At 55.5% G+C, this 22836-nt stretch carries 24 protein-coding genes and 1 tRNA gene; 8 read left to right on the top strand and 17 right to left on the bottom strand.

Annotation, left to right across the window (positions count from 1 at the left end; genetic code table 11):
* Positions 1 to 194: 194 nt before the first annotated feature.
* From groL to ACSJLU_RS01760, 3 genes are all read right to left on the bottom strand, one after another.
* On the bottom strand, positions 195 to 1841 hold the full coding sequence (gene groL / locus ACSJLU_RS01770; protein ID WP_004929662.1) for a chaperonin GroEL: 1647 nt from the start codon (positions 1839 to 1841) through the stop codon (positions 195 to 197).
* A gap of 44 nt (positions 1842 to 1885) precedes the next feature.
* A complete protein-coding gene (locus ACSJLU_RS01765) occupies positions 1886 to 2179 on the bottom strand; it encodes a co-chaperone GroES (RefSeq protein WP_004929661.1) in 294 nt (97 codons plus the stop codon).
* Positions 2180 to 2368: 189 nt separating this feature from the next.
* Positions 2369 to 2857 (bottom strand): FxsA family protein, encoded by a 489-nt coding sequence (locus ACSJLU_RS01760; protein ID WP_073531328.1) that lies wholly within the window; start codon positions 2855 to 2857, stop codon positions 2369 to 2371.
* Positions 2858 to 3226: 369 nt separating this feature from the next.
* Between ACSJLU_RS01760 and aspA the strand changes: the two genes are divergently transcribed.
* The 6 genes from aspA to ACSJLU_RS01730 all read left to right on the top strand — a co-directional run bounded on the left by aspA (position 3227) and on the right by ACSJLU_RS01730 (position 9068).
* On the top strand, positions 3227 to 4663 hold the full coding sequence (aspA, locus tag ACSJLU_RS01755; protein WP_004929659.1) for an aspartate ammonia-lyase: 1437 nt from the start codon (positions 3227 to 3229) through the stop codon (positions 4661 to 4663).
* A 125-nt stretch (positions 4664 to 4788) separates the two neighbouring features.
* Positions 4789 to 6090, top strand: a complete 1302-nt coding sequence (locus tag ACSJLU_RS01750) for an anaerobic C4-dicarboxylate transporter (protein ID WP_016929379.1) — start codon at positions 4789 to 4791, stop codon at positions 6088 to 6090.
* Positions 6091 to 6199: 109 nt separating this feature from the next.
* A complete protein-coding gene (cutA, locus tag ACSJLU_RS01745; protein WP_004929657.1) occupies positions 6200 to 6523 on the top strand; it encodes a divalent cation tolerance protein CutA in 324 nt (107 codons plus the stop codon).
* On the top strand, positions 6499 to 8214 hold the full coding sequence (locus ACSJLU_RS01740; protein WP_380828111.1) for a protein-disulfide reductase DsbD: 1716 nt from the start codon (positions 6499 to 6501) through the stop codon (positions 8212 to 8214). Before cutA ends, ACSJLU_RS01740 begins: the two co-directional genes overlap by 25 nt.
* A gap of 42 nt (positions 8215 to 8256) precedes the next feature.
* A complete protein-coding gene (gene dicD, locus ACSJLU_RS01735; RefSeq protein WP_004929655.1) occupies positions 8257 to 8832 on the top strand; it encodes a division control transcriptional repressor DicD in 576 nt (191 codons plus the stop codon).
* A gap of 160 nt (positions 8833 to 8992) precedes the next feature.
* Positions 8993 to 9068, top strand: a tRNA-Phe gene (locus ACSJLU_RS01730).
* 904 nt (positions 9069 to 9972) lie between these two features.
* Here ACSJLU_RS01730 and ACSJLU_RS01725 read toward each other — a convergent pair.
* The 3 genes from ACSJLU_RS01725 to ACSJLU_RS01715 form a co-directional block, all read right to left on the bottom strand.
* Positions 9973 to 10257 (bottom strand): hypothetical protein, encoded by a 285-nt coding sequence (locus ACSJLU_RS01725; RefSeq protein ID WP_154219765.1) that lies wholly within the window; start codon positions 10255 to 10257, stop codon positions 9973 to 9975.
* Between the two features lie 137 nt (positions 10258 to 10394).
* Positions 10395 to 10931 carry a helix-turn-helix transcriptional regulator gene (locus tag ACSJLU_RS01720; protein ID WP_167324738.1) on the bottom strand — a complete coding sequence of 179 codons (537 nt, stop codon included), beginning with the start codon at positions 10929 to 10931 and terminating at the stop codon, positions 10395 to 10397.
* A gap of 256 nt (positions 10932 to 11187) precedes the next feature.
* Positions 11188 to 11697 carry an MrpH family fimbial adhesin gene (locus tag ACSJLU_RS01715; protein ID WP_167324737.1) on the bottom strand — a complete coding sequence of 170 codons (510 nt, stop codon included), beginning with the start codon at positions 11695 to 11697 and terminating at the stop codon, positions 11188 to 11190.
* Positions 11698 to 11920: 223 nt separating this feature from the next.
* Between ACSJLU_RS01715 and ACSJLU_RS01710 the strand changes: the two genes are divergently transcribed.
* Positions 11921 to 12067 (top strand): hypothetical protein, encoded by a 147-nt coding sequence (locus ACSJLU_RS01710; protein WP_167324736.1) that lies wholly within the window; start codon positions 11921 to 11923, stop codon positions 12065 to 12067.
* Between the two features lie 4 nt (positions 12068 to 12071).
* Here the strand turns inward: ACSJLU_RS01710 and ACSJLU_RS01705 are convergent, their stop codons facing one another.
* From ACSJLU_RS01705 to ACSJLU_RS01670, 8 genes are all read right to left on the bottom strand, one after another.
* Positions 12072 to 12887 (bottom strand): hypothetical protein, encoded by an 816-nt coding sequence (locus tag ACSJLU_RS01705; protein ID WP_380828064.1) that lies wholly within the window; start codon positions 12885 to 12887, stop codon positions 12072 to 12074.
* 171 nt (positions 12888 to 13058) lie between these two features.
* Positions 13059 to 13571, bottom strand: a complete 513-nt coding sequence (locus tag ACSJLU_RS01700) for a fimbrial protein (RefSeq protein WP_342101155.1) — start codon at positions 13569 to 13571, stop codon at positions 13059 to 13061.
* 10 nt (positions 13572 to 13581) lie between these two features.
* A complete protein-coding gene (locus ACSJLU_RS01695) occupies positions 13582 to 14154 on the bottom strand; it encodes a fimbrial protein (protein WP_380828062.1) in 573 nt (190 codons plus the stop codon).
* A 10-nt stretch (positions 14155 to 14164) separates the two neighbouring features.
* The gene (locus ACSJLU_RS01690) at positions 14165 to 14770 is read right to left on the bottom strand and encodes a type 1 fimbrial protein (protein ID WP_197837297.1); all 606 of its coding nucleotides are present in this window, start codon (positions 14768 to 14770) and stop codon (positions 14165 to 14167) included.
* A 47-nt stretch (positions 14771 to 14817) separates the two neighbouring features.
* Complete coding sequence (locus ACSJLU_RS01685) at positions 14818 to 15567, bottom strand: fimbria/pilus periplasmic chaperone (RefSeq protein WP_025304979.1); 750 nt, start codon at positions 15565 to 15567, stop codon at positions 14818 to 14820.
* 30 nt (positions 15568 to 15597) lie between these two features.
* Entirely contained in the window at positions 15598 to 18153 is a 2556-nt protein-coding gene (locus ACSJLU_RS01680) for an outer membrane usher protein (RefSeq protein WP_025304978.1), read from the bottom strand.
* Between the two features lie 29 nt (positions 18154 to 18182).
* Positions 18183 to 18728: a fimbrial protein gene (locus ACSJLU_RS01675; RefSeq protein ID WP_025304977.1), complete on the bottom strand. Its 546-nt coding sequence runs from the start codon at positions 18726 to 18728 to the stop codon at positions 18183 to 18185.
* Between the two features lie 92 nt (positions 18729 to 18820).
* A complete protein-coding gene (locus tag ACSJLU_RS01670; RefSeq protein WP_380828056.1) occupies positions 18821 to 19369 on the bottom strand; it encodes a fimbrial protein in 549 nt (182 codons plus the stop codon).
* 426 nt (positions 19370 to 19795) lie between these two features.
* Here ACSJLU_RS01670 and ACSJLU_RS01665 point away from each other — a divergent pair, with 426 nt between their 5' ends.
* Positions 19796 to 20554 carry a winged helix-turn-helix domain-containing protein gene (locus ACSJLU_RS01665; RefSeq protein ID WP_167324734.1) on the top strand — a complete coding sequence of 253 codons (759 nt, stop codon included), beginning with the start codon at positions 19796 to 19798 and terminating at the stop codon, positions 20552 to 20554.
* Between the two features lie 66 nt (positions 20555 to 20620).
* On the opposite strand, the gene ACSJLU_RS01660 is transcribed toward ACSJLU_RS01665, so the two are convergent.
* The 3 genes from ACSJLU_RS01660 to ACSJLU_RS01650 form a co-directional block, all read right to left on the bottom strand.
* Positions 20621 to 21112, bottom strand: coding sequence for a hypothetical protein (locus ACSJLU_RS01660; RefSeq protein WP_167324733.1), 492 nt, complete (start codon positions 21110 to 21112; stop codon positions 20621 to 20623).
* On the bottom strand, positions 21093 to 21827 hold the full coding sequence (locus ACSJLU_RS01655) for a winged helix-turn-helix domain-containing protein (RefSeq protein ID WP_239665983.1): 735 nt from the start codon (positions 21825 to 21827) through the stop codon (positions 21093 to 21095). The genes ACSJLU_RS01660 and ACSJLU_RS01655 overlap by 20 nt, the downstream gene beginning before the upstream one ends.
* Before the next feature lie 325 nt (positions 21828 to 22152).
* Positions 22153 to 22773, bottom strand: coding sequence for a DUF2238 domain-containing protein (locus ACSJLU_RS01650; RefSeq protein ID WP_049204134.1), 621 nt, complete (start codon positions 22771 to 22773; stop codon positions 22153 to 22155).
* Positions 22774 to 22836 lie beyond the last annotated feature (63 nt).

Here is a 22836-nt window from a genome sequence, read left to right as displayed (position 1 = left end):
GGGGAAATTCCCCGCTCGGTAAGGGCTATATCGGTACGAAACGACAACGGTTTAGGGTAAAAACAAAATAATGCAATTATTCATTCAGTGAACTAATAACAAGCTAAATAAACATTCTTTTTATTGATTTTTAAGCTAAAAAAAACCCCGGTCAGTTGACCGGGGTTCTCAGCACACAAGCGTGTGGGGGATGATTACATCATGCCGCCCATACCGCCCATGCCACCCATACCGCCTGCTGCGCCCAGATCCGGTGCGTCAGCCTTCGGCAGGTCGGTGACCATGCATTCGGTGGTGATCATCAGGCCAGCCACGGAAGCCGCGTACTGCAGAGCAGAACGGGTCACTTTGGTCGGATCCAGGATACCCATCGCGATCATGTCGCCGTATTCTTCAGAGTAAGCGTTGTAGCCGTAGCTGCCTTCGCCCGCTTTCACCTGGTTGGCGATAACGGAAGCTTCTTCACCGGCGTTGACCACGATCTGACGCAGAGGGGCTTCCATTGCGCGCAGCGCAACTTTGATACCCACGTTCTGGTCTTCGTTGTCGCCTTTCAGCGCGGCGATTTTGCCTGCAACGCGGATCAGCGCGACGCCGCCGCCGGCAACCACGCCTTCTTCCACTGCGGCGCGGGTTGCGTGCAGGGCGTCTTCAACGCGGGCTTTCTTCTCTTTCATTTCAACTTCAGTGGCTGCGCCAACCTTGATAACGGCAACGCCGCCGGCCAGTTTCGCTACGCGCTCCTGCAGTTTTTCACGATCGTAGTCAGAGGTCGCTTCTTCGATCTGCTGACGAATTTGAGCAACGCGGCCCTGGATGGTCGCTTCGTCGCCCACGCCATCGATGATGATGGTGGTGTCTTTGTTGATGACAACGCGTTTCGCCTGACCCAGATCTTCCAGGGTGGCTTTTTCCAGTTCCAGACCGATCTCTTCAGAGATAACGGTACCGGCAGTCAGGGTAGCGATGTCCTGCAGCATGGCTTTACGACGGTCGCCGAAGCCAGGCGCCTTAACGGCAGCCACTTTCACGATGCCGCGCATGGTGTTGACCACCAGGGTCGCCAGCGCTTCGCCTTCTACGTCTTCAGCGATGATCAGCAGCGGTTTGCCTGCTTTGGCAACGGCTTCCAGCACCGGCAGCATTTCGCGGATGTTGGAGATCTTCTTGTCGGCCAGCAGGATGAACGGGCTTTCCAGCTCAACAGAACCGGTTTCCGGCTTGTTGATGAAGTATGGAGACAGGTAACCGCGGTCGAACTGCATACCTTCAACCACGTCCAGCTCGTCTTGCAGGCCGGTGCCTTCTTCAACGGTGATAACGCCTTCTTTGCCCACTTTCTCCATCGCTTCCGCGATCAGTTTACCCACGGTTTCGTCGGAGTTGGCGGAGATGGTGCCGACCTGAGCGATAGCTTTGGAATCGGAGCAAGGTACGGACAGTTTTTTCAGTTCTTCAACCGCAGCGACAACCGCTTTGTCGATGCCGCGCTTCAGATCCATCGGGTTCATGCCTGCAGCAACCGCTTTCAGGCCTTCGGTGATGATGGATTGAGCCAGTACGGTTGCAGTGGTGGTGCCGTCGCCCGCCGCGTCGTTCGCTTTGGAGGCCACTTCTTTCACCATCTGTGCGCCCATGTTCTCGAACTTGTCTTCCAGTTCGATTTCACGCGCAACGGAAACGCCGTCTTTGGTGATGGTCGGTGCGCCGAAAGATTTATCCAGCACTACGTTGCGGCCTTTCGGGCCCAGGGTCACTTTTACTGCATCAGCGAGAACATTCACGCCGCGGAGCATTTTCACGCGAGCGTCATTGCCGAATTTTACGTCTTTAGCTGCCATTGGTATTTCCCTTCAACTCGTTCAGTTCAGAAGATAAAGCGCAATTACGCTTCAACAATTGCCAGAATGTCGCTTTCGGACATGATCAACACTTCTTCATTGTCGATCTTCTCTGCTTTCACGCCGTAGCCGTCGTTGAAAATCACGATATCGCCAACTTTCACATCCAGCGGTTGGATGTTGCCGTTTTCCAGCACACGCCCTTTACCCACTGCAACCACTTCACCGCGAGTGGATTTACCCGCAGCAGAGCCAGTCAGGACGATGCCGCCAGCAGATTTTGATTCAACTTCTTTGCGCTTGACGATAACGCGGTCATGCAATGGACGAATACTCATTGAACGCTCTCCTGTAAGAAGGTCTCTATCAGATTTAGGGTTGTACACCGGATGGTTGTTATTACCGGCCTCGTGGCATTTGAGATGGGGGCGTTCCAGCCCCCTTCAAGGGGGCGAACAAAAAAAATTTCGCATTTTTGGTCCGACGAGTGCCGCAGAGATGAAAAACGCGGCCTGAGCCGCGTTTGCTTAACGATCGTGAGGTTTGCGATCCTCGTCCGGGCGGTGTTCCAGCACCGGGCGATCGTCGTCCTTGCGCTGGAATTCGCCGTCGAAGGTATTGCCGTTGGCGGCGTCGCCTCCGGTCCAACCGCCGGGGCGATACACCGACAGGTGCGGCATCAGCTTCAGCGTCAGCGATTTTTGCACCGGCGGCAGCAGCAGCAACAGGCCGAGGAAGTCGGTGAAGAAGCCCGGTATCAGCAGCAGGAAGCCCGCCAGCACCAGCGAAACGCTTTTCACCATTTCCGCCGCCGGGCTTTCGCCGGCCGCCAGTTTTTGCTGCATCTGCACGAAGGTTTTCATGCCCTGATTGCGCACCAGCGAAATGCCGACGCAGGAGCTGAACACCACCAGCAGCAGGGTGACAGCCACGCCGAGCACGGCGGCGACTTTGATAAAGATGGATATTTCTATGTAAGCCAGCAGAAATATCAGCAGTAGCGGTAACCAGCGCACCTGGTTCTCCTATCGGTAGGTAAGGCACGGCCGCCACGGGGCGACGGCGCGAAAAAAGAGGCCGTAAACGGCCGACACCATTACAATGAGGGCATCCCCCCACCATTTCAACCGAGAGCCGGTTTTTATTGCTAAAGTTCACAAACGTGAAAGAAGTCACAGAACCGGAAAAGGGCATATCCTTAAACACCATAAGGTGATCTGGATTCAGTCATTTCTTATCAACCAGCATATGATCTGGGCAGCAACGGGCGATTTGGTTAATCGTTTCACGCCCCAAGCCTTCGGCAACATTAATTTAGGCTGTGCCCTTACTAGCCTTGACCTGACAAATTATTAATTCGGCAGCAACACATAGAGAAGGTTCTCATGTCAAACAACATTCGTATCGAAGAAGACCTGTTAGGAACACGTGAAGTCCCCGCAGACGCTTACTACGGAGTTCACACTCTGCGTGCGATTGAAAACTTCTACATCAGCAACAGCAAAATCAGCGATGTCCCCGAGTTCGTTCGCGGCATGGTGATGGTGAAAAAGGCCGCGGCGATGGCCAACAAAGAACTCAAAACCATCCCACGCAAAATCGCCGACGTGATCATCCAGGCCTGCGACGAGGTGCTGGATAAAGGCAAGTGCATGGATCAGTTCCCGGTGGACGTGTTCCAGGGCGGCGCAGGCACCTCGCTGAACATGAACACCAACGAAGTGCTGGCGAACATCGGCCTGGAGCTGATGGGCCATCAAAAAGGCGAATACCAGTACCTGAACCCGAACGATCACCTCAATAAGTGCCAGTCCACCAACGACGCCTACCCGACCGGGTTCCGCATCGCGGTGTACGCCTCCAACCAGAAACTGATCGACGCCATCAACCAGCTGCGTGAAGGCTTCGATCGCAAGGCGAAAGAGTTCGAAACCATCCTGAAAATGGGCCGCACCCAGCTGCAGGACGCGGTGCCGATGACCCTCGGCCAGGAATTCCACGCCTTCAGCGTGCTGCTGAACGAAGAGACCCGCAACCTGCACCGCACCGCGGAGCTGCTGCTGGAAGTTAACCTGGGCGCCACCGCCATCGGCACCGCGCTCAACACCCCGGAAGGCTATCAGCCGCTGGCGGTGCAAAAACTGGCGGAAGTCAGCGGCCTGCCGGTGGTGCCGGCGGAAGACCTGATCGAAGCCACCTCCGACTGCGGCGCCTACGTGATGGTGCACAGCGCACTCAAACGCCTGGCGGTGAAACTGTCCAAAATCTGTAACGATCTGCGCCTGCTCTCCTCCGGCCCGCGCGCCGGCCTGAACGAAATCAACCTGCCGGAGCTGCAGGCGGGGTCGTCCATCATGCCGGCCAAAGTGAACCCGGTGGTGCCGGAAGTGGTCAATCAGGTGTGTTTCAAGGTGATTGGCAACGACACTTGCGTTACCATGGCGGCCGAAGCGGGCCAGCTGCAGCTGAACGTGATGGAGCCGGTGATCGGCCAGGCGATGTTCGAGTCGATCCACATCCTGACCAACGCCTGCTACAACCTGCTGGAAAAATGCATTAACGGCATCACCGCGAATAAAGAAGTCTGCGAACACTACGTCTTCAACTCGATCGGTATCGTCACCTATCTGAACCCGTTCATCGGCCACCACAACGGTGACATCGTCGGGAAGATCTGCGCCGAAACCGGCAAGAGCGTGCGCGAAGTGGTGCTGGAACGCGGCCTGCTGACCGAAGCCGAGCTGGATGACATCTTCTCCGTGGAGAACCTGATGCACCCGGCCTATAAAGCCAAACGCTATACGGATGAAAATGAACAATAACAGACCTACCCGGTAGCCCTGAAAGGCACGCTAAATCCTCTGGATAGCGTGCCTTTTTACTTTCCGGCGCCCACAAAATTTTAACGTTTGATTTTCAATTTCTCTCATTTTAAGGAGTAAATACTATGCTAGCCGTAGAATTGGTTATCGTTCTGCTGGCCATCTTTTTAGGGGCCAGGTTGGGCGGTATCGGTATCGGGTTCGCGGGGGGGTTGGGCGTTCTGGTCCTGGCGCTGATCGGCGTCAAGCCGGGCAGCATTCCCTTCGACGTGATTTCCATCATCATGGCGGTGATCGCGGCGATCTCCGCGATGCAGGTCGCCGGAGGGATGGATTACCTGGTGCAGCAGACCGAAAAGCTGCTGCGCAAGAACCCCAAGCACATCACCATTCTCGCCCCTATCGTCACCTACTTCCTGACCATCTTCGCCGGCACCGGCAACATCTCGCTCTCGGCGCTGCCGGTGATCGCCGAAGTGGCGAAAGAACAGGGCATCAAGCCTTGCCGCCCGCTGTCGACCGCCGTGGTGTCCGCCCAGATCGCCATCACCGCCTCGCCGATCTCCGCCGCGGTGGTGTACATGTCTTCGGTGATGGAAGGCCACGGCGTCAGCTACCTGCACCTGCTGATGGTGGTGATCCCGTCCACCTTCTGCGCCGTGCTGGTGATGTCGCTGCTGGTGACCTGGCTGTTCGACTCCAAGCTGTCTAACGACCCGGTGTACCTGAAACGCCTGGAAGAGGGTCTGATCACCCTGCGCGGCAACAACGCGCTGGCGATCAAACCGCGCGCCAAAACCTCGGTGCTGCTGTTCCTGCTGGGCGTGCTGTGCGTAGTGGCTTACGCCATCATCAACAGCCCGGGCCTGGGCCTGGTGGCCAAGCCGCTAATGAACACTACCAACGCCATCCTGATCATCATGCTGAGCGTCGCCACGCTGACCACCCTGCTGTGCCGCGTCGACACCGACATGGTGCTGAACTCCAGCACCTTCAAGGCCGGCATGAGCGCCTGTATCTGTATCCTCGGCGTCGCCTGGCTGGGCGATACCTTCGTGCAGGCCAACATCGACTGGATCAAAGAGACGGCCGGCAGCGTCATTCAGGCGCACCCGTGGCTACTGGCGGTGATCTTCTTCTTCTGCTCGGCGCTGCTGTACTCGCAGGCCGCCACCGCCAAGGCGCTGATGCCGATGGCGCTGGCGCTGAACGTGTCGCCGCTGACCGCCGTCGCCTCCTTCGCCGCCGTTTCCGGCCTGTTCATCCTGCCGACCTACCCGACGCTGGTCGCCGCGGTGCAGATGGACGACACCGGCACCACGCGCATCGGCCGCTTCGTGTTCAACCATCCGTTCTTCATTCCCGGCACCATGGGCGTGATCTTCGCGGTGGTATTCGGCTTCCTGCTCGGCAGCGTCATGCTGTAAGGCTTCGACCGGGGCTGCGGCCCCGGTTTTCCTTTTGGCGATAAACTCGCCTTCTAGCCAATCCGCCTTCAGGGTATAGTGCCCATTCGAATCGATGAGAGGGCTGAAGATGTCTGATTGCGAAGCTGTCGTCATACTCTGTACCGCACCCGATGAAGCCAGCGCCCAGGAACTGGCGGCGCGGGTCTTGGGCGATAAGCTGGCGGCCTGCGCCACACTGCTGCCCGGCGCCACCTCGCTGTATTACTGGGAAGGGAAACTGGAACAGGAATACGAAGTGCAGATGCTGTTCAAAAGCGATCGCCGCCGTCAGCAGGCCCTGCTCGACACCCTGAAACAACATCACCCCTACCAGACGCCCGAGTTGCTGGTGCTGCCGGTGATGGCCGGAGATAAAGACTACCTGTTATGGATCAACGCTTCCTTAAACTGATTTTGCTGCTGTGCAGCCTGTTCTTCCTGCCACAGGCGGCGCAGGCTTCGCTGTTCGCGCCGAAAGGCGGCAGCCAGTTCGTGCCTGTCGATCAGGCCTTCGCCTTCGATTTCAAACAGCAGGGCAGCCAGGTAACGCTGAACTGGCAGATCCGCCCCGGCTACTACCTGTATCGCCAGCAGATCAAACTGGTGCCGCAGCAGGCGACGCTCGGCGCGTTTACCCTGCCCGAAGGGGTGAGCCACAAGGACGAGTTCTTCGGCGAAGTGGCGATTTTCAAACAGCAGCTGAATCTGCAGGTGCCGCTGCAACAGGCGGCGGCCAACGCCAGCCTCAGTGTCACCTATCAGGGCTGTGCCGAGGCCGGCTTCTGCTATCCGCCGGAAACCCGAACCATCCCGCTGGATGCGGTCAGCGCCACCGCAGCCGCGCCGCTCTCGGCCGCTGCACCAGTTGAGGCCCCCGCCACACCGGCCAACCTGCCGTTCTCGCCGCTGTGGGCATTGCTGATCGGCATCGGTATCGCCTTCACCCCGTGCGTACTGCCGATGTACCCGCTGATCTCCGGCATCATCCTCGGCCGCGACCGGCCGCAAAGCAGCGGCCGCATTCTGGCGCTGGCGGTGGTTTACGTGCAGGGCATGGCGCTCACCTACACCCTGCTGGGCTTGGTGGTGGCCGCCGCCGGATTGCAGTTCCAGGCGGCGCTGCAGCATCCTTACGTTCTGATTGGCCTGTCGGCGCTGTTCATCGCGCTGGCGCTGTCGATGTTCGGCCTCTATTCCCTGCAGTTGCCCTCGGCGCTGCAAACCCGGCTGGCAAACTGGAGCAACACCCAGCGCGGCGGCTCACTGACCGGCGTGTTCCTGATGGGCGCCCTGGCCGGGCTGATCTGTTCCCCCTGCACCACCGCGCCACTCAGCGCCATCCTGCTGTATATCGCCCAGAGCGGTAATCTGTGGGCCGGCGGCGGCACGCTGTACCTGTACGCGCTGGGAATGGGCATTCCGCTGGTGATCGTCACCCTGTTCGGCAACCGCCTGCTGCCGCGCAGCGGCCCGTGGATGCAGTACGTGAAAGAGGCCTTCGGCTTCGTCATTCTGGCGCTACCGGTGTTCCTGCTGGAGCGGGTGATCGGCGACCTGTGGGGCATGCGCCTATGGAGCCTGCTCGGCCTGGCGTTCTTCAGCTGGGCCTTCGCCCTGAGCCTAAGAAGCGCACGCGGCTGGGCGCGTGCCCTGCAATTGCTGTTGCTGGCGGTGGCGGTGATCGCCGCGCGGCCGCTGCAGGACTGGGCTTTCGGCACCGACCAGGCGCAGCAGGCGGCTCAACCGCATCTGGCCTTTACCCGCATCAACAACGTCGAACAGCTCGATCTCGCGCTGCAACAGGCGCGGGGCAAACCGGTGATGCTGGATCTGTACGCCGACTGGTGCGTAGCTTGCAAAGAGTTCGAGAAATACACCTTCAGCGACGCCGCGGTGCAGGCGAGCCTGGCCAACGCGGTGCTGCTGCAGGCGGACGTCACCGCTAACAGTGCGGAACAGGCGGCGCTGCTGAAGCATCTGCAGGTGCTGGGGCTGCCGACGATCCTGTTCTTCGATCCGGCGGGCCAGGAACTGACAGTACAGCGGGTCACCGGTTTTATGAAGGCGGCAGCCTTCAACGCGCATTTGCAGAAAGTGATGTGATAAATAACACTGAGGTTCTGAACCGAAGAGGAGGAAGCACAAGTGCAACGTGAACACGTCCTTGATACCGCGCTGGGCCTGTTGGAACAACAGGGCCTGGCGACCGCCACATTAGAGATGCTGGCGGAAAAACTCGACGTTCAGCCCGGCGATCTCAAGCGGTTCTGGCCAGATCGCGAAGCGCTGCTGTACGACTGCCTGCGCTACCACGGCCAACAGATCGACACCTGGCGCCGCCAGCTGCTGCTGGACGAGAGCCTGAGCCCGCAGCAAAAGCTGCTGGCGCGCTATGACGTGCTGGCGGAATACGTGCAGCAAGACCGCTACCCCGGCTGCCTGTTTATCGCCGCCTGCAGCTTCTTCCCGGAAACGGATCATCCGATCCACCAACTGGCGGAGCAGCAAAAGCTGACCTCACTGGAGCTGACCCGCGAACTGCTGCGCGACATGGACGCCGACGACGCCGACATGGTGGCACAGCAAATGGAGCTGATTCAGGAAGGCTGCCTGAGCAAACTGCTGGTAAAACGCCAGCTCCAGGACGTATCGGTCGCCAAACGGCTGGCGGAAGACATCTTGCAGGTGGCGCAGTGCCGCCGCAACGGGGCGTTGAGCTGAATCGGCAGGGTTGGCGGCACAGCCAACCCAAGGTGATAGCCAGAACAGGCGCATTTTTTGCGCCCTTTGCCTGAAAAGCCAGCAACCGGAGGTATTTTAACGTCTTTAACGCATAAAGCCGTTGACGGCTTTCGGCCAATACGGTTTAATGCTGCGCGTTGCCCGGATAGCTCAGTCGGTAGAGCAGGGGATTGAAAATCCCCGTGTCCTTGGTTCGATTCCGAGTCCGGGCACCATATTCAGAAGAACCCGCCTATGGCGGGTTTTTCGCTTTCTGGGGTACGGACTCTCCATCGAACTGCGTTCGATTATTCGGCCAAAGGCCTCACCCTACGGGCCAGCGCCGGTTGTCCGAGTCCGGTCGCCCTATTCAGAAGAACCCGCTTATGGCGGTTTTTCGCTTTCTGGGGGTACGGACTCTCCATCGAACTGCGTTCGATTATTCGGCCAAGGGCCTCACCCTGCGGGCCAGCGCTAAAGCGCTATTCAACACGGCACCAGCGCCGGTTGTCCGAGTCCGGTCGCCCTATTTAGAAGAACCCGCCTATGTCGGGTTTTTCGCTTTCTGGGGTACGGACTCTCCATCGAACTGCGTTCGATTATTCGGCCAAAGGAGCTTACACTGCGGGCCAGCGGCATAGGCGAATGCTCCCTTCTCTACTTGCATCCCCCAAAAACGTTGGCGCCAAGGGTAAGCGAATTGCCGCATTCTCGGCATTAGGTGTGAAAGTGGCGACGCTAGACGAGCAATGCCCAATTTCGTTGAGGCGGATACTTACTCTCTGGTAAAAAACGCTACGTCATGCAATGCGTAGCAGCGTCAATGATGACGTCGCAATGCCAACCAACGGGAAGAATGGCCAAGTTCTTGAATAGATAACTGCCTTTTCTTCATCCGCTGCGCATGTTTATAGAATGAATAGATGCTTAAACAGAACAAGAATATCGCGAAATAAAACAAATCCACTTCACCTTTCCCTTGGTGTAGATAATACCCAACGTAAATTACGTACAGCTACCATCACTGCCAACGATAATAATTCACCTAACTTATGATCTGATTCGGAACAACAGGATATTTAATCAACAGTCACAAAAAAAGCAGGGAGGATAACCCTGCTTGTCATTCAAAAATAAATATTACTGGCATAGCGGCGAGTATTTTTTCATAAACGGCGATTCACATATCGCATTCATGACTTCGCCTTTATCTTTTTCTTTAGGCTTGGCGCCTGTGTTGGTGTTGCCCGCACATTGCCCGCCATTTTTCCCTTGACCATTGATGCATTGGCCAAAATCGCTATTGCCGGCGCCGCTGGCGTTGCCATTATTGCCCTGCACGTTCTGATTGCCGTTAAAACCGGCATGTGCATAAGATGCCATCATGATGCAAGCGCCAATAAGTAAAGCCGCTGTCTTTTTCATAATTTTCCCTTTTTGTTATTTAATAAATGAATAAATCGAGAATTAACATTTCCCTGATGGATTTTAATCAGAATCAACTATCCTTTAGCGTTCTAAAGATAACAGACGAGAATAATTATAATTATTCCCCATCACGGTTAGGAATACTCTGCCTCTGGAGATAGTAACCAATACATAAAATCATGGCTGCGGTTTAACATTAGCTTACCCATTACCGAACGCTTATGGCTGTGCACCGTTTTAACGCTCACCCCCATTATTCTGGCGGTTTGCGATTGATCCAACCCGCGCCGCATATAGCCGATAACCTGCCGCTCACGAGGGGTCAGCACCAGTCCGGAAAAATGGCATGCCGGGCCGGGATTGGCCAGGGCATCGGTCAATAGCGTAAACAGCCGTTGTTGATCGTCGGTTCGATAAAGCACTCGCTTCGCTCGCCTAGCAACAAGGGTCTGTCTTTCTTCAATGGTGACGACGTGTGCCCTTGAATAGGCAGTCCAACGCCGGGCGTGCCGGAGCTGCGAGGTCAACACGATGTCGGGCCGCTCATCGCTGCCTGGCCGCAGGAAATGCGCGACTTTATTATACTGCTGCGCATATTTCGCAATGCTTAACCGCAAGCCGGTAGCGAAATAGCGATTTTCGTCATCAATCACAATATTGATCGGTTTCATTCCCTGAGCCTCCTGTAGGCATAGTATTAATTCGTACCGGCGATAACCTTCCGCCGCCCCTTTGTCTCTCGCTTTTACAGTGTATGACTGAAAATAGCGGGTCGTTCAGGCTCACTCCATGACATCGCCAGGTAAGAGAATGCGTATATCACATATGTTCTTTTCGCATTTACCAAATAAGCAGCGACACGGCAATAATCTCATTCACTTGCTCATTGACTAATGACTTATTTAATACACGCGATAGCACATTACTTTATGCCACCTCTACGATGAGCACCACCGAGGCAGAAAACGGGCCCGTATGTGAGGTATTATTATTTTTAAGATCGCCATCGATAAATATCTCTTGCGTACCGGCCCGCACGTTAACAAAACTTTCCAAACTGTTCGCACCCGGGGTTGAATTCCTCACTTTCAGGCTGGCCGTCAGCTTTCCATCCTGGCTGAGTGACATATTCGTCACATTGGAGGCAAACTTGACCCGCACGCTGCTGTCACCGGAGCAGTCAATTTTAAATGAACCACTGGCCTGCCGGCTTACCACGTCGTTGCCGAACGTTCCAAAATTGACCAGGGCATCAGTATCCAGAATATCGCAGCTTGTCGTCAGAGGGATAAGTGGGCTGCAATCGAATCGCCCCGAAGACCCATTCCCAACCGCTGAAGAATTAGAAAAATACAAACATGATCTGAAACCCTCAAGTTCAAAATAGGGACGAATCAGTTCCGTCTTGGCTATGCCAAAGCCGCCACGGTACTTCATCAATGGCACCAGTTCCCCAATAGTTTTGGCTGTTGCTATATTTGTCTTGCAAGTACTGGTCGAACACTGGTTAGGGGGGCGTCGGTCAACCAAGTCAGTGATCAACCTGGCAGTAGCCACAGATCCGTTCGAGGCAATTGGGTAGATAGCGAAAGTGTAACCACATGGGTACGCAGTACTAGTTATCGTGCCATTGCATATATTACTATCGGGTATCGGCCCAATGTCATTTAGCGTGGTGGTGACAAGGAAAGACCCCGGGATCTCCCCTTTTCGTATGATGGTGGTGGCGTTGTGGTATGCGGCATTCGCCGTGCTGACGCTGCAAAAAAACACGATTAAAAATAAAAGAGCACTTTTCATCGAATGACCTTTCATATTATCTCAACAATAGCCACCACAGGCACAGAAAACGGGCCGGTATGCGAGGTATTGTTATTCCTGAGATCACCATCGATAAAGATTTCTCTATTGCCGCCTGGCACTTTGACATAATTCTCGCCCACGCCAGCGATCAGGTCCCTAAACTTCAGGCTGGCGGTCATTCGCCCGTCCTGGCTTAACGGCATATTGGTGACATTGGAATTAAACTTAACGCGTAAGTAAGCCTCGCTGGCACAATTTATCTTGATGGTTCCCGTGGCCTGCCGGGCCGTAAAGTCGCTGCTGAATGAACCAAAGTCAACGATGGCGTTAGTGTCAAGAATATCGCAACTGTTCGTCTTGGGTATTTCGGGGCCACAGCCGAAAGCGCCACTCCATCTACCGTTAATTGCCACACCGAAGCAGAGTCGAAGAGGCCAGCTGCCAACCTGGTTTATATCTCTCGTCGAGTTCGTCCCATTGCGCCCTAAATACCTGACTAACGGCGCGAGCTCCCCCATGGTTTTGGCCGTGCTCGTGCTGGTCTTGCAATCCGCCGTGTTACAGCTGCTGTTGGCCTCAGCCAACGCCACAGAGGCACGTGGTGAGCTCGATAAGGTCATCACCACAGATAACATGCAGTCTCTTTGTCCATAACATGGGTTGGGTTCCTGCGACTCCGGTAAAATACGGAGAAACGTAAAAGAGAGAAAAGCATAGGATCCACTGGTAGGCTCTATACGAGGAATGGCCTCAAAATTAGCGGCGCGGGCCGCATTCATGCCGCCGAAAAATACGATTAGCAATAATAAAAAAATCTTTTTCATCTGGTTACCCTGCCGGAAAAATAGCTTATCCGACCATCGCCAATGGCGAAAATATTCCGCCGGTTAAGTGCCGTCGGTGCGCCTCTTTCCACCGCGTTTATAACGCGGCGGCTTTAATTGCTGCCGCAGCCCGGCACCGGAGCAGTGCAGCTTCGGTGCCGGTCTAACGTTTTACTCATATATGGCGGTCATGGTTGCCGACGCGTTGAAACTCGCCGTAGGTAAACCCGAGTTCGGCTTGCCGATCGGCACGGCGTAAAACTTAGGCGGGTTATTCACATCGGTAACCGCCACCTTGCTCTTAGGCACATAGGTTTTATCCCCGTCCCCCTCGATGATACGCAACCCGAGATTATTAAATGCCGGGATGGGTAGGGCCTGGATCGCGTTGTAGTCGCCCCATGGGACGGTCGTATATTCCAACATCACCTTAAGCTGGCCGCTGCCTGGTGAACCGCCCTCACATCTGATGCCGTAGGGGATCGGCATTTTCTTATAGTCTTTACCATCAATCTTGTTGATCACCACTTCCGCAAAATTAACGCTGACATCGTTACCCTCGTTGAGGGTGCAGTCTGGCGCCGCCACCAGCGTACCGGTAAAGTTCACCTTTATCGCCTGCGCCGCGCCGCTGGCCAGCAATCCCATGCAGGCCAAGGCGGCCAGCCCTGGAATATATTTCATCTTCATCTCCTTATTGAACCTCGACTAATAATGTGGCGGAACTGGAAAAGTTCCCGCCACTCAACTTGGCGCCGCCGCGCTTGACCGGTACGGCATAGAGCAGTGGATAATTGGGATAAAAAAAGTTATGCCACTCGTTCAGCTTTAGCTGCTGGCCATTTTCGAACAGCAGCTTGATCGCCAAATCGTCCTTCTCGCGGGTGCGCAGCAAACCGACGCCAAAATTCGGGCTATCGCCCTGCAATGACACTTTCATATTTCCGTTCGAGCCGGAGGTATCGCCGCTGCAGCTCACGCTATAGGGGATCTTTTTCTTGCCGTAGTCGACGCCGTCAATGTCTGCGATATTCAGTTCGCCGAAGGGCACATCGATATCATTGCCGCCGTTGATTTCACACTTTGGTTTCGCGAGCACTTCACCTTTCACCGTGACATTCACCGTGGCGGCCTGCGCCAGCTGGCCAAAACTCAGCACCGCCAGCAGGGTGAGCGCCGAAGCGGCAGCGGTGCTGGCCGCCAGCGCACGGCCCAGAAGGAGATATTCGCCGCCGATGGCCAGCGTGCGTCGCCCTGTATCGCCCATACCGTCCACCTCAGTCATAGTTCAGCCGGAAATCGATCGCCGCGCGGTAGGCGCCCGCCAACAGCGGCGCACGCGTGCGCTCCGCCATCACATAAAACTGCAGCCCGTTATCGCCCAGCGCCAGCAGCTGCGGCCGGCTGCGGCTGCCCAGCCGCACATCGCGGTTATCCGCATCCAACAGCCGCAGCCCCAGGCCTTCGGCGCCCTGCACCTGCACCAGCTGCGGGTTATCCACATCGGCCGGGGCGGTGAAGCTCACCGTTACTGCCGGCTGGTAGGCATCCCACAACCGGTAACCCAGGCGAGTGTCTCTGATGGCCGCCCCCATGCGCGTGCAGTCACGCAAGCGCAGTTGGAAGGCCACCGGCTGCGTGCGGTTGCCGGGCACTGCCAGGCTGCTCGTGGTGGTTTCACCCAGCCAGATATCCTGGTAGGCCGAAGACATCTCCAGCCGGCAGGCGCCTTCGGTCAGCGCGCCATGCACAAACAGCATGCCGTGGTTACCTGACTCTGCCCGATTCGTCAGCAAAACCAGCGCCAATAACGCCGCCTGGCCTGCCCGTCGCGTTAAAGCGCCTCTCTCCTGGCTGTTGCAGCCGCTATCGATTATTTGCATTAGTTTCCCTGCCGCTTCAACTGATGGAGCGCCGCTGCCGGCGCCGATTATCCTTGCTTCTCAGGCACCACCTGACAATCACCGGTGCCACACTTGAAGGTCAGATCCGGGCGGCCGCCATAGTCATTGACATAAGTCAGCACCGGTGCATTGCCCAGGCCAGTGGCGCCTAACGCCACGCTGCCTTTCGGCGGCACCATCAGCGGTTCAAAACCGGCGGCGGTTTTACCGCTCTTGCTGCTGCGGGCATCGACCAGCGTGATGTAATACGGGGTCGGGTTATTGGCCCTAAAGCCCGCGCCCTGGCGGGTCAGCGTCAACTGCTCTTGCCACGGGCTGTACGCGGCATTTTTGTTCGGCACGATCGCCGCCGGGCGGTAGAACAGCTTGATGCGGGTCTGCAGCGCGATCTGCAGCGTGTTGGCCTTGTTGCTCTTCGGCGGGATCTCGCGCAGGTTGAAGTAGAACAGGCTCTCGCGATCCTGCGGCAGCGCCTTGGCGGCCGGCAGCGCCTGTACCTTGACCTGGCTTTGCGCGCCCGGCTCCACCCGCTGCACCGGCGGCAACACGATCAGCGGGCTGTTGATTTTTTCACCCTGCTCATTCTCCAGCCAGCCCTGAGCCAGATAAGGCAGTTGGGTGTTTTTATTGGTGATGCTCATGCTGGCCGAGTTATCGCCGCCGTTTAAAATCACGCGAGTGCGATCCAGCGCGATAGCGGCCTGCGCCTGGCCGCTCAGCAAGGTGGTGGTTAGCAGGCCGGCTACCGACAGCGTTTTTACAGTGTTGTTTCGCATAATAAGCTTCCATTTGGTCAAAAATTGCATTTACGGGTTTTCCGGGGCATCTGCCTGGCCTTCACTGCCTGCGGCCACGCGCCGGCACGGCAGCAGCAGATCGCTCAGAGCAACATCCGTGCGCAACGCCGGCAGATCGATTTCGCATTGCGCCTTCCCTTCCCAATGCACCGTCATTTGTTCACCGGCTCGGATACCGCTGAGGTAAACGCTGCCGCCGTCATTCACAATCCCGGTCTGCTGCCTGCGGCGGTTGAACACCTCGGCGCCAAACGGCGGCGTGCTGCCGTCCGCCAGGCGGATCACCGCCATCGCTTTCTGGCCGGAAATCACGTTGAAGCGCCGGTAGCCAATGGCCCCTTCGGTGAGCGTCGCCTGCACCACCGACTGCGTCGCTTCAGCCTCGTCCGATAAGTTGGTCAGATCGATGCTCGCCCGGCTGCGGTAAAAGTTGCCGACGTCCGTCACCACCGCTTTGCCAAACATGTTGGTGCGGCTCGTGGCGCCATAGCCACGTACCGGCACCCCGGCCACGCCATCGGTGTCCAGCATCAGGCGGGTACCACCGAAGCTTCCGCTACGGTGCAGCGCCGCCCCCTGGGCGGTAAGCGTGGCCCCGCCCAGCAGGCTCATGCCGAACGCGGAGTACTGGCCCCCCTGATAACTCGCGTTGGCGTCGATACGCGCCGCGTCGCCGTCGTGACTGTAAAACGCGCTGGCGGAGCCGCCGTTGCGCGAGCTGCCGGCGGTCAGCTGATAGTTGTTGTGTTCATCCAACCGTTGGTAGTAGCCCACCCGCTGGTTGTTATTGTTACGGTTCCACGAACTGCTGTAGCTGAGGTTGGTATCTTCTCCCCACGGCACCGTCAGGCTCAGATACATGCCGTCGTCGTTGGTCCCTCTGGACTTGTTGCGATAAGCCGAGAGTGAGGCGCTCAGGTTTTTCCACGATCCCAGGTTGAAATAGCGCGACAGCGCCAGGCTGTAGCGTTCGTCGGTCGGCTTATCCCAGTAAGTCTGGTGGTCGTAGTTGAGATAGGTACTGACCCCCAGATCGCGGAACTGCTTGTTAAAGGTGATGGTGTACATTTCTCGGCTTTTGCCGTTCCGCAAGCCGTGATAACGCGCGTCCAGGTATTCGCTCATGGTCATAAAATTTTCTTCCGAGAAGCGATAACCGGCGAAGGTGATCTGACTGTCGTATTCATCAAAGCTTTTCGAATAGCTCAAACGGTACGAGCCGCCTTTTTTGGTGCCGTCGTCAATCGGCAATCTGGCCCGCGAATATGTGGTATCAAACGACAGCGCGCCGAGCACCAGCAGATCGCGCCCCAGCCCCAGCGACAGCGCGTTATAATCGCCACCGGCGATAGCCCCGCCGTACAGCGACCAACCGTTGCTGACCCCCCAGGAGAATTCACCGGTGGCAAAGGTTGGCCCCTGCACCTGGTGCTCCCAGTTCGACGGCCGACCACCGGCGAACTTGAAGCGCACCATGCCAGGGCGCGTCAGATAAGGAATGCTGGCTGTGTCCACCTGAAACTGCTGCACGCTGCCGTCTTGTTCCTCAACCTTGACGTCCAGCTTGCCCATCACCGAATCGCTCAGATCCTGGATGCGGAACGGCCCGGCGGCGACCTGCGCCTCATACAGCACGCGCCCCTGCTGGCTGATGGTGACTTTGGCGTTGGTTTTGGCGATGCCGGTCACCTCCGGCGCATAGCCGCGCAGGTTGGGCGGCAGCATGTTGTCGTCCGACATCAGGCTGAAGCCGGTAAAGCGGAAGCTGTCGAAGAGGTTGCTCTGCAGCGAATCCTCTCCCAACGCCAGGCGCGCGCCCCACTGCGGCAACGCGCGGAAAGCGTAATAGCGGCTCCAGTCAAACGTTCTCTGGCTCGATTCCCCCGAGCCGGTCTGGTGATTGAGACTGGTCTGCCAATCGGCCCGCAGCCGCCAGGCGCCCAGGTTGGCGCCCACCGCACCATTACCGCCCAGGCGCTGCGTCTGGCCGCCGCCGTTGCTATTCTGCTGCACCTGGCCGTTCAGGTTGTAGTCCAGCAGCAGGCCGGGAATGCCGTTATCCCAGCGCGCCGGCGGATCCCAATCCGGCGAGGAGTACTCTAAATAGGCCTGGGGAATGTTCAGATACAGCGCCGACACCGCCAGATCGCCCCTGGCCTCGATGCCCTTGAGGCTGCTCAGATCCAGGCACTGCTCGTTATGCCACCAGCGCAGCTGCTTGAGAAACTCGGTTTTAAGGCCCAGTTTTTCAACCAGCTCCGGCGAGACGCAGGCCGCACTGCCATCGGGATCGTTTTCCGGCGGATAGAAAACCACCGGCTGCTCATCCAATGGCTGCTTGTTCACCACTACCGTCATGCTGTACTTGCCCGGCATAATAAAGGCGCCTTTGGCAAAGCGGCCGAGATCGATATTTTTACGATCGTTGATATCCAGGATGTCAGTGTTGAACTGAATTGCATCATCCGCCCGTCCCGGCAACGCCAGGCCGCAGAGAGCCAGAGAAATACATATCCCTAATAAACTTAACGGGAGCGCCCCCGATTTAAATTTTCTCGCATCCATGATCCCGCCAACCTTTAACTTATTTATAATCAGTAGTAATCCAATTTAAAACGAATGGCGGAGCGGTAATCCCCTGCGCGCAATACCTGGCTGTTAGCCACCAGCTGCATTGAATAATTCAATCGATAATCTTTTGTTAGGGTATTTTCTATTGACATCGGCACCCCAGGGTAAATATCTGTGCCGATGCTATCGACAATGCGTAACGCCACGCCACGGGCATCGCCGATGACGCCGAAGTTTTTTCCTTCCGCATTACCGTCAAATATCATGCGGAAATGCTGGCGCCCGGTATTGGTACTGTTTTCCCCTGCCAGCCCGCAGTTCACCAGCTTCAGCGTAAAGGGGCGGGTCAGCCCGTGCCCATCACGGGTAATTTGTTCCACCGGCAAAATTTTCATATCGATGGTTTGATCACGGCTGGCCGCTTCAAGGGCGCAGGCCGCGTTGACAATAGCGCCTTCCATATTGACTCTTCCCCAGCCAATAACCGAAGCCGTTGCCGGCATCGTCTGGGCCGTAAAAATCGCGACCAATAGGGAAGGCGCCACTACATTTTTGCCAATAAGGGCCATAGAGATTATCCCTTGCAAACAGGAATCCATTCGGGGAAAAAGCATACGGGCTAGTCCCGCATGCTATAATTATTCAACCTGTCGTAAATCGATTAGTTATAATTTACAATGAAGTTAGCAGTACTGAAGAAGGTACCGGCTTGAATTGGTTTATTTTTATCGTCTCCATTACCACGCAGGTGAGAGGTGAAATTCAGAGTATATTCAGTATCTGCGCCCGCTTTCAGTACACCAATGTTAATTGGCGTACCCAGCTTAACAGTGTCCGCGCCATGAGAGATAACGACACCGGCGTTTTTAGCGGTGCTCATTGGACCGAATTGCAGCATATCGTCTTTAACACCTTTAAGACCGTTGAAAGTGATCGTCATCGCCGTCTCAGTAGGAGCGTCAGGCAAAATACAGTCTCTCAGCACAATATCGAACGGAGTCTTAACAGCGGAATCACGGCCATTCAGCAGGCTGGAGTCGCCGATTTGGCCCATTTTTACAGTTTGCTCAACGCTCTTCTGATCCATTGAACATGCAGCTTTCGCAATAGAACCTTCAAAGTGAACCTTACCGGTGTTAGCTGCCTGGGCCATCAAAGAAGAAGCGCCGAAGGCCAATACCGCTGCAATCATAATTTTGTTCAGTTTCATAGAGATTCCTTACATTCCTTAGTAAGTAGTGGAGAAGAATTAAATCCTTAAAGTCACGCATGCAATGCAGCAGCTTTATTCCTGAGATTCCTGCGCATTGTCTCCGTGGCTAATACGCTGCGTTTCCGCGCCCCGTATCAGTGGAAACAAATTTACACTTAGCGCCTTCCATTTGAAACGTTATGTCGCAAAAATACAAAAACACAGGATTATTATCGATAAAATAATAATTAAATAGATTAAAATAACGATAAATAGGATTTAATTATCAATATTTATATTAAAAAACTTGTAAGCAGATAAACATTTCATTTCAATTACACGAATAAAGAGAAAAATCCTATTGCCCTGCAACTCAAGGGATTGAAAAAAGTACACAGAGGTCTCAGAATAATCTCTCGACAGGAAAGTTGACGGGTAAATAAAATGATTTTCATTATAAATGAGAGCATCCTCTATAACGAGGAGGAAGGCACATTGATGCATGTCGATAATGCCAGCAATAAAATAGCTTTACTGAAGCCGACCAGCAGACTGCTTTCGTTGTTCATCAAGAATAATAACAAGCTGTTGTTGAGAGAGAGGTTGCTTAATGATGTTTGGGTCGATTATGGGCTGAAAGCCTCCAACAATAACTTAAACAATTACGTTTCCGGGTTACGTAAATCACTGGCGCAGTTTGGCGCCGAGGAGATTATCGTCACCTATCCACGTCAGGGGTTTAAATTTATTGCTCGAAACATTCATGAAGCGAATGAAAATAAGGTGGAAATATATAGAGAAGAAAAGCACCGTGAAACGGAAATAGCGTCTACGCCGCCCCCCGGGACTTCTCCCCCCGGCATCCGACGAGCATTACAACGCTTAATAATGATTGCCGCTGCCTGTCTGGTGCCTTTTGCCATCATTGTGCTGTATCAAAACAGCACGCGTATCAGCGTTTATCCACTTGGGAATTACCAAAGCTGCCAGGTGTACAGTATGACTTTAGGTGGAGGAAGCCTGGAGAACATCAAGCAGGTGATACAACAGGCGGGCTTCAATTGCCGTACGCGGGCCGATGTCTATTATTACGCTAACATTCTTAATGAGAGCACTAACCAGGATGAACAGCAGGTCACCTACTGCCCGCGTACCGGTAACAGCCCTTGCATCAATAATTATATAACCGGCAATCAACCTTAATCTTTTCGCTCTTGACACCCAGGGTCAGAGACAACATCGGCCCCCCGGTAATTCTGGGGGGGACCGTTATGCGCCAGTCACGCAGACAAAAAGCGGCGAATGGTTATCAGTAAACAGATAGTGATGCCGATCGATACGCTCGATGCGCAAATGCAGCTGCTGCCCGGCGATAGGCAACCGGCGATTCATATCCTCGCGAACGACAGAGTCCTGCGGCTTGCGGGTATTTTTCGTTACCCACATGGTGTAGTTGCTGCCGCGACGCTGGTAACTCATTTCCACGGAGCGATCGACCACATAACGTGTATCACCATCAAAAAAACTGCCGCTCATCAACATAGTGAGCTGTCGCGCGCCCTCAGGCACGATGCTCACCAGCAGCACACGCTCCATCGCCGCATCTTTATCCTGATTATGCACCCGCATCGACGCCCGGCATTCCGGCACCTGCGGCATAGCGAACAGCACATAAGCGGCGGCGCAACAGCAGGCCAGCGCCGCAAAGACTAACAGCGCGTAACGGTAATGCCATATCCGGTTATTTTTCCAGACTTTCATAGTAGTTCTCGCATTGCGCTTTGCCCGCCGCCATCGCCGTCTGCGGACAATAAAAGAAGTAAGAAGATCGCACGCGTTCTGCGCTGCCTGGTACCACCGACTGGCTGTCGTAATAAAGCAGCGTCGCCGGTTCACTACAGTGAATATGATTTCGTTTATCCAGCAACGTTTGCAAGTGCGCCAAATCCGCCTTGCCGGAACCGGTCTTATGATAAGAAGCGATGAACTTCACCTCACAGCTGCCGATGTTGCCTACGCTTACCGTGCTGATCGGCGCATAGCCGGCGTCCTGCCAGGCCCACAGACCGCTCCCCGCCGCCAACAGCAGCAACGCGGCCAACCCGAGGCGCTTAAATCGCTGCGCTCGCAGCGGCTTGGTCGGCAAGGCGCTTTCTGCAGCCGCCGGGATCGGCGGCTCCGACGAACTCTCCGCCAGGCTGTCCGTCGTCTTCAACGAAGTGGCGGTAAACATAAATCCCTGGCGCGGCAGCGTGACGATAATCTCGTCCTCGCCCAGGGCGGCGAACATCTTGCGCAGGATGGAAATGGTGTTATTGAGGTTATTGCCGGAGGCCACCTGGCCGTGCGCTTCCCATACCTGCGTCAGCAGGGTATCGCGGGAGAGCACCAGGTTATTGTTTCTGACCAATGTGGACAGCAGGCGGTTCAGGGTGGCGGTGAGCGGTTGAGGCGGTAGCTCAGCATTGATATCCACCAACTCTGATCTATCTTCATGATATTTAATCTTATTATTAATTATGTATCTCATTATTCCCCGCTCAAAAAACTAATTAATAATAATTAGCCCTTGTTAAACATGAGAATAGTAGCACACGGCGTGAGTTAAGAAAATTCCTAGAAAAACGCATAAAAAGCTAAATAATCATAAATATAAGAAATAACATTGTGCTGTATCACAGGGTGCCAAACATTTAACTGATGATTATCTATTTCTTATCATGTCGACATTAAAATGCCGCCCGGAAAATACTGGGCGGCACGAGAAGTCGCTATTTTCACTAGGCTTAACGCAACAAGGCTTACTCTTTTAAACGCCGCAGTTGCCTACCCTGCCAGCCACCGAACAGCCACTGGCCGGCTATCGCGCCGAGCAACGCGCAGAACATATCGGACTGCGTGTCCCACGGGTCGCCCTGGGTGCCGAGAAACTCGTCGGCGCCCTGGCCCAGCGCCAGTGCCGCCCACCACTCGATCAACTCATACACCGCGCTGATCGCCAGCGCGATGCAGCACACCACGAAGCCCAGCATCTTGCGGCCCTGCACATAACCGCCGCGCAGCAGGATCTCGCGCGCCGCCAGCGCCGGCACCAATCCCTGGAAGAAATGCCCCAGTTTGTCGTACGGGTTGCGGCCAAGATCCAGCCACTGCTGCACCTCAAAGCCCAGCGGCACGCGAGCATAGCTGTACATGCCGCCGAAAATCAGGATCAGCGCATGGAAGAAAATCAGCGTGTAGAGCAGCGGCGTCAGCGGATAACGGCGATGGGTCAGCCACAGCAACGGCAAAACAATCAATACCGGCGCCACCTCCATCAACCAGGTGGTGCGATCGTAGGGGCTGATGCCGCTGTGGATCAGCGCGGCCAGCAGCAGCAGGGTGATAACGGACAACAACAGCGGTGTGCGTGAAGCAGGCATAACCCACGTTCCTTCGGATCAATAAGGCAATCCACACTTTATACCGCAGATCGCACGGCGAAA

The organism is Serratia bockelmannii (assembly GCF_051803255.1).
GTDB classification, from domain to species: Bacteria; Pseudomonadota; Gammaproteobacteria; order Enterobacterales; family Enterobacteriaceae; genus Serratia; species Serratia bockelmannii.
Note: the sequence above shows the minus strand (reverse complement) of the source record. Positions and strands in the feature narration are given on the sequence as shown.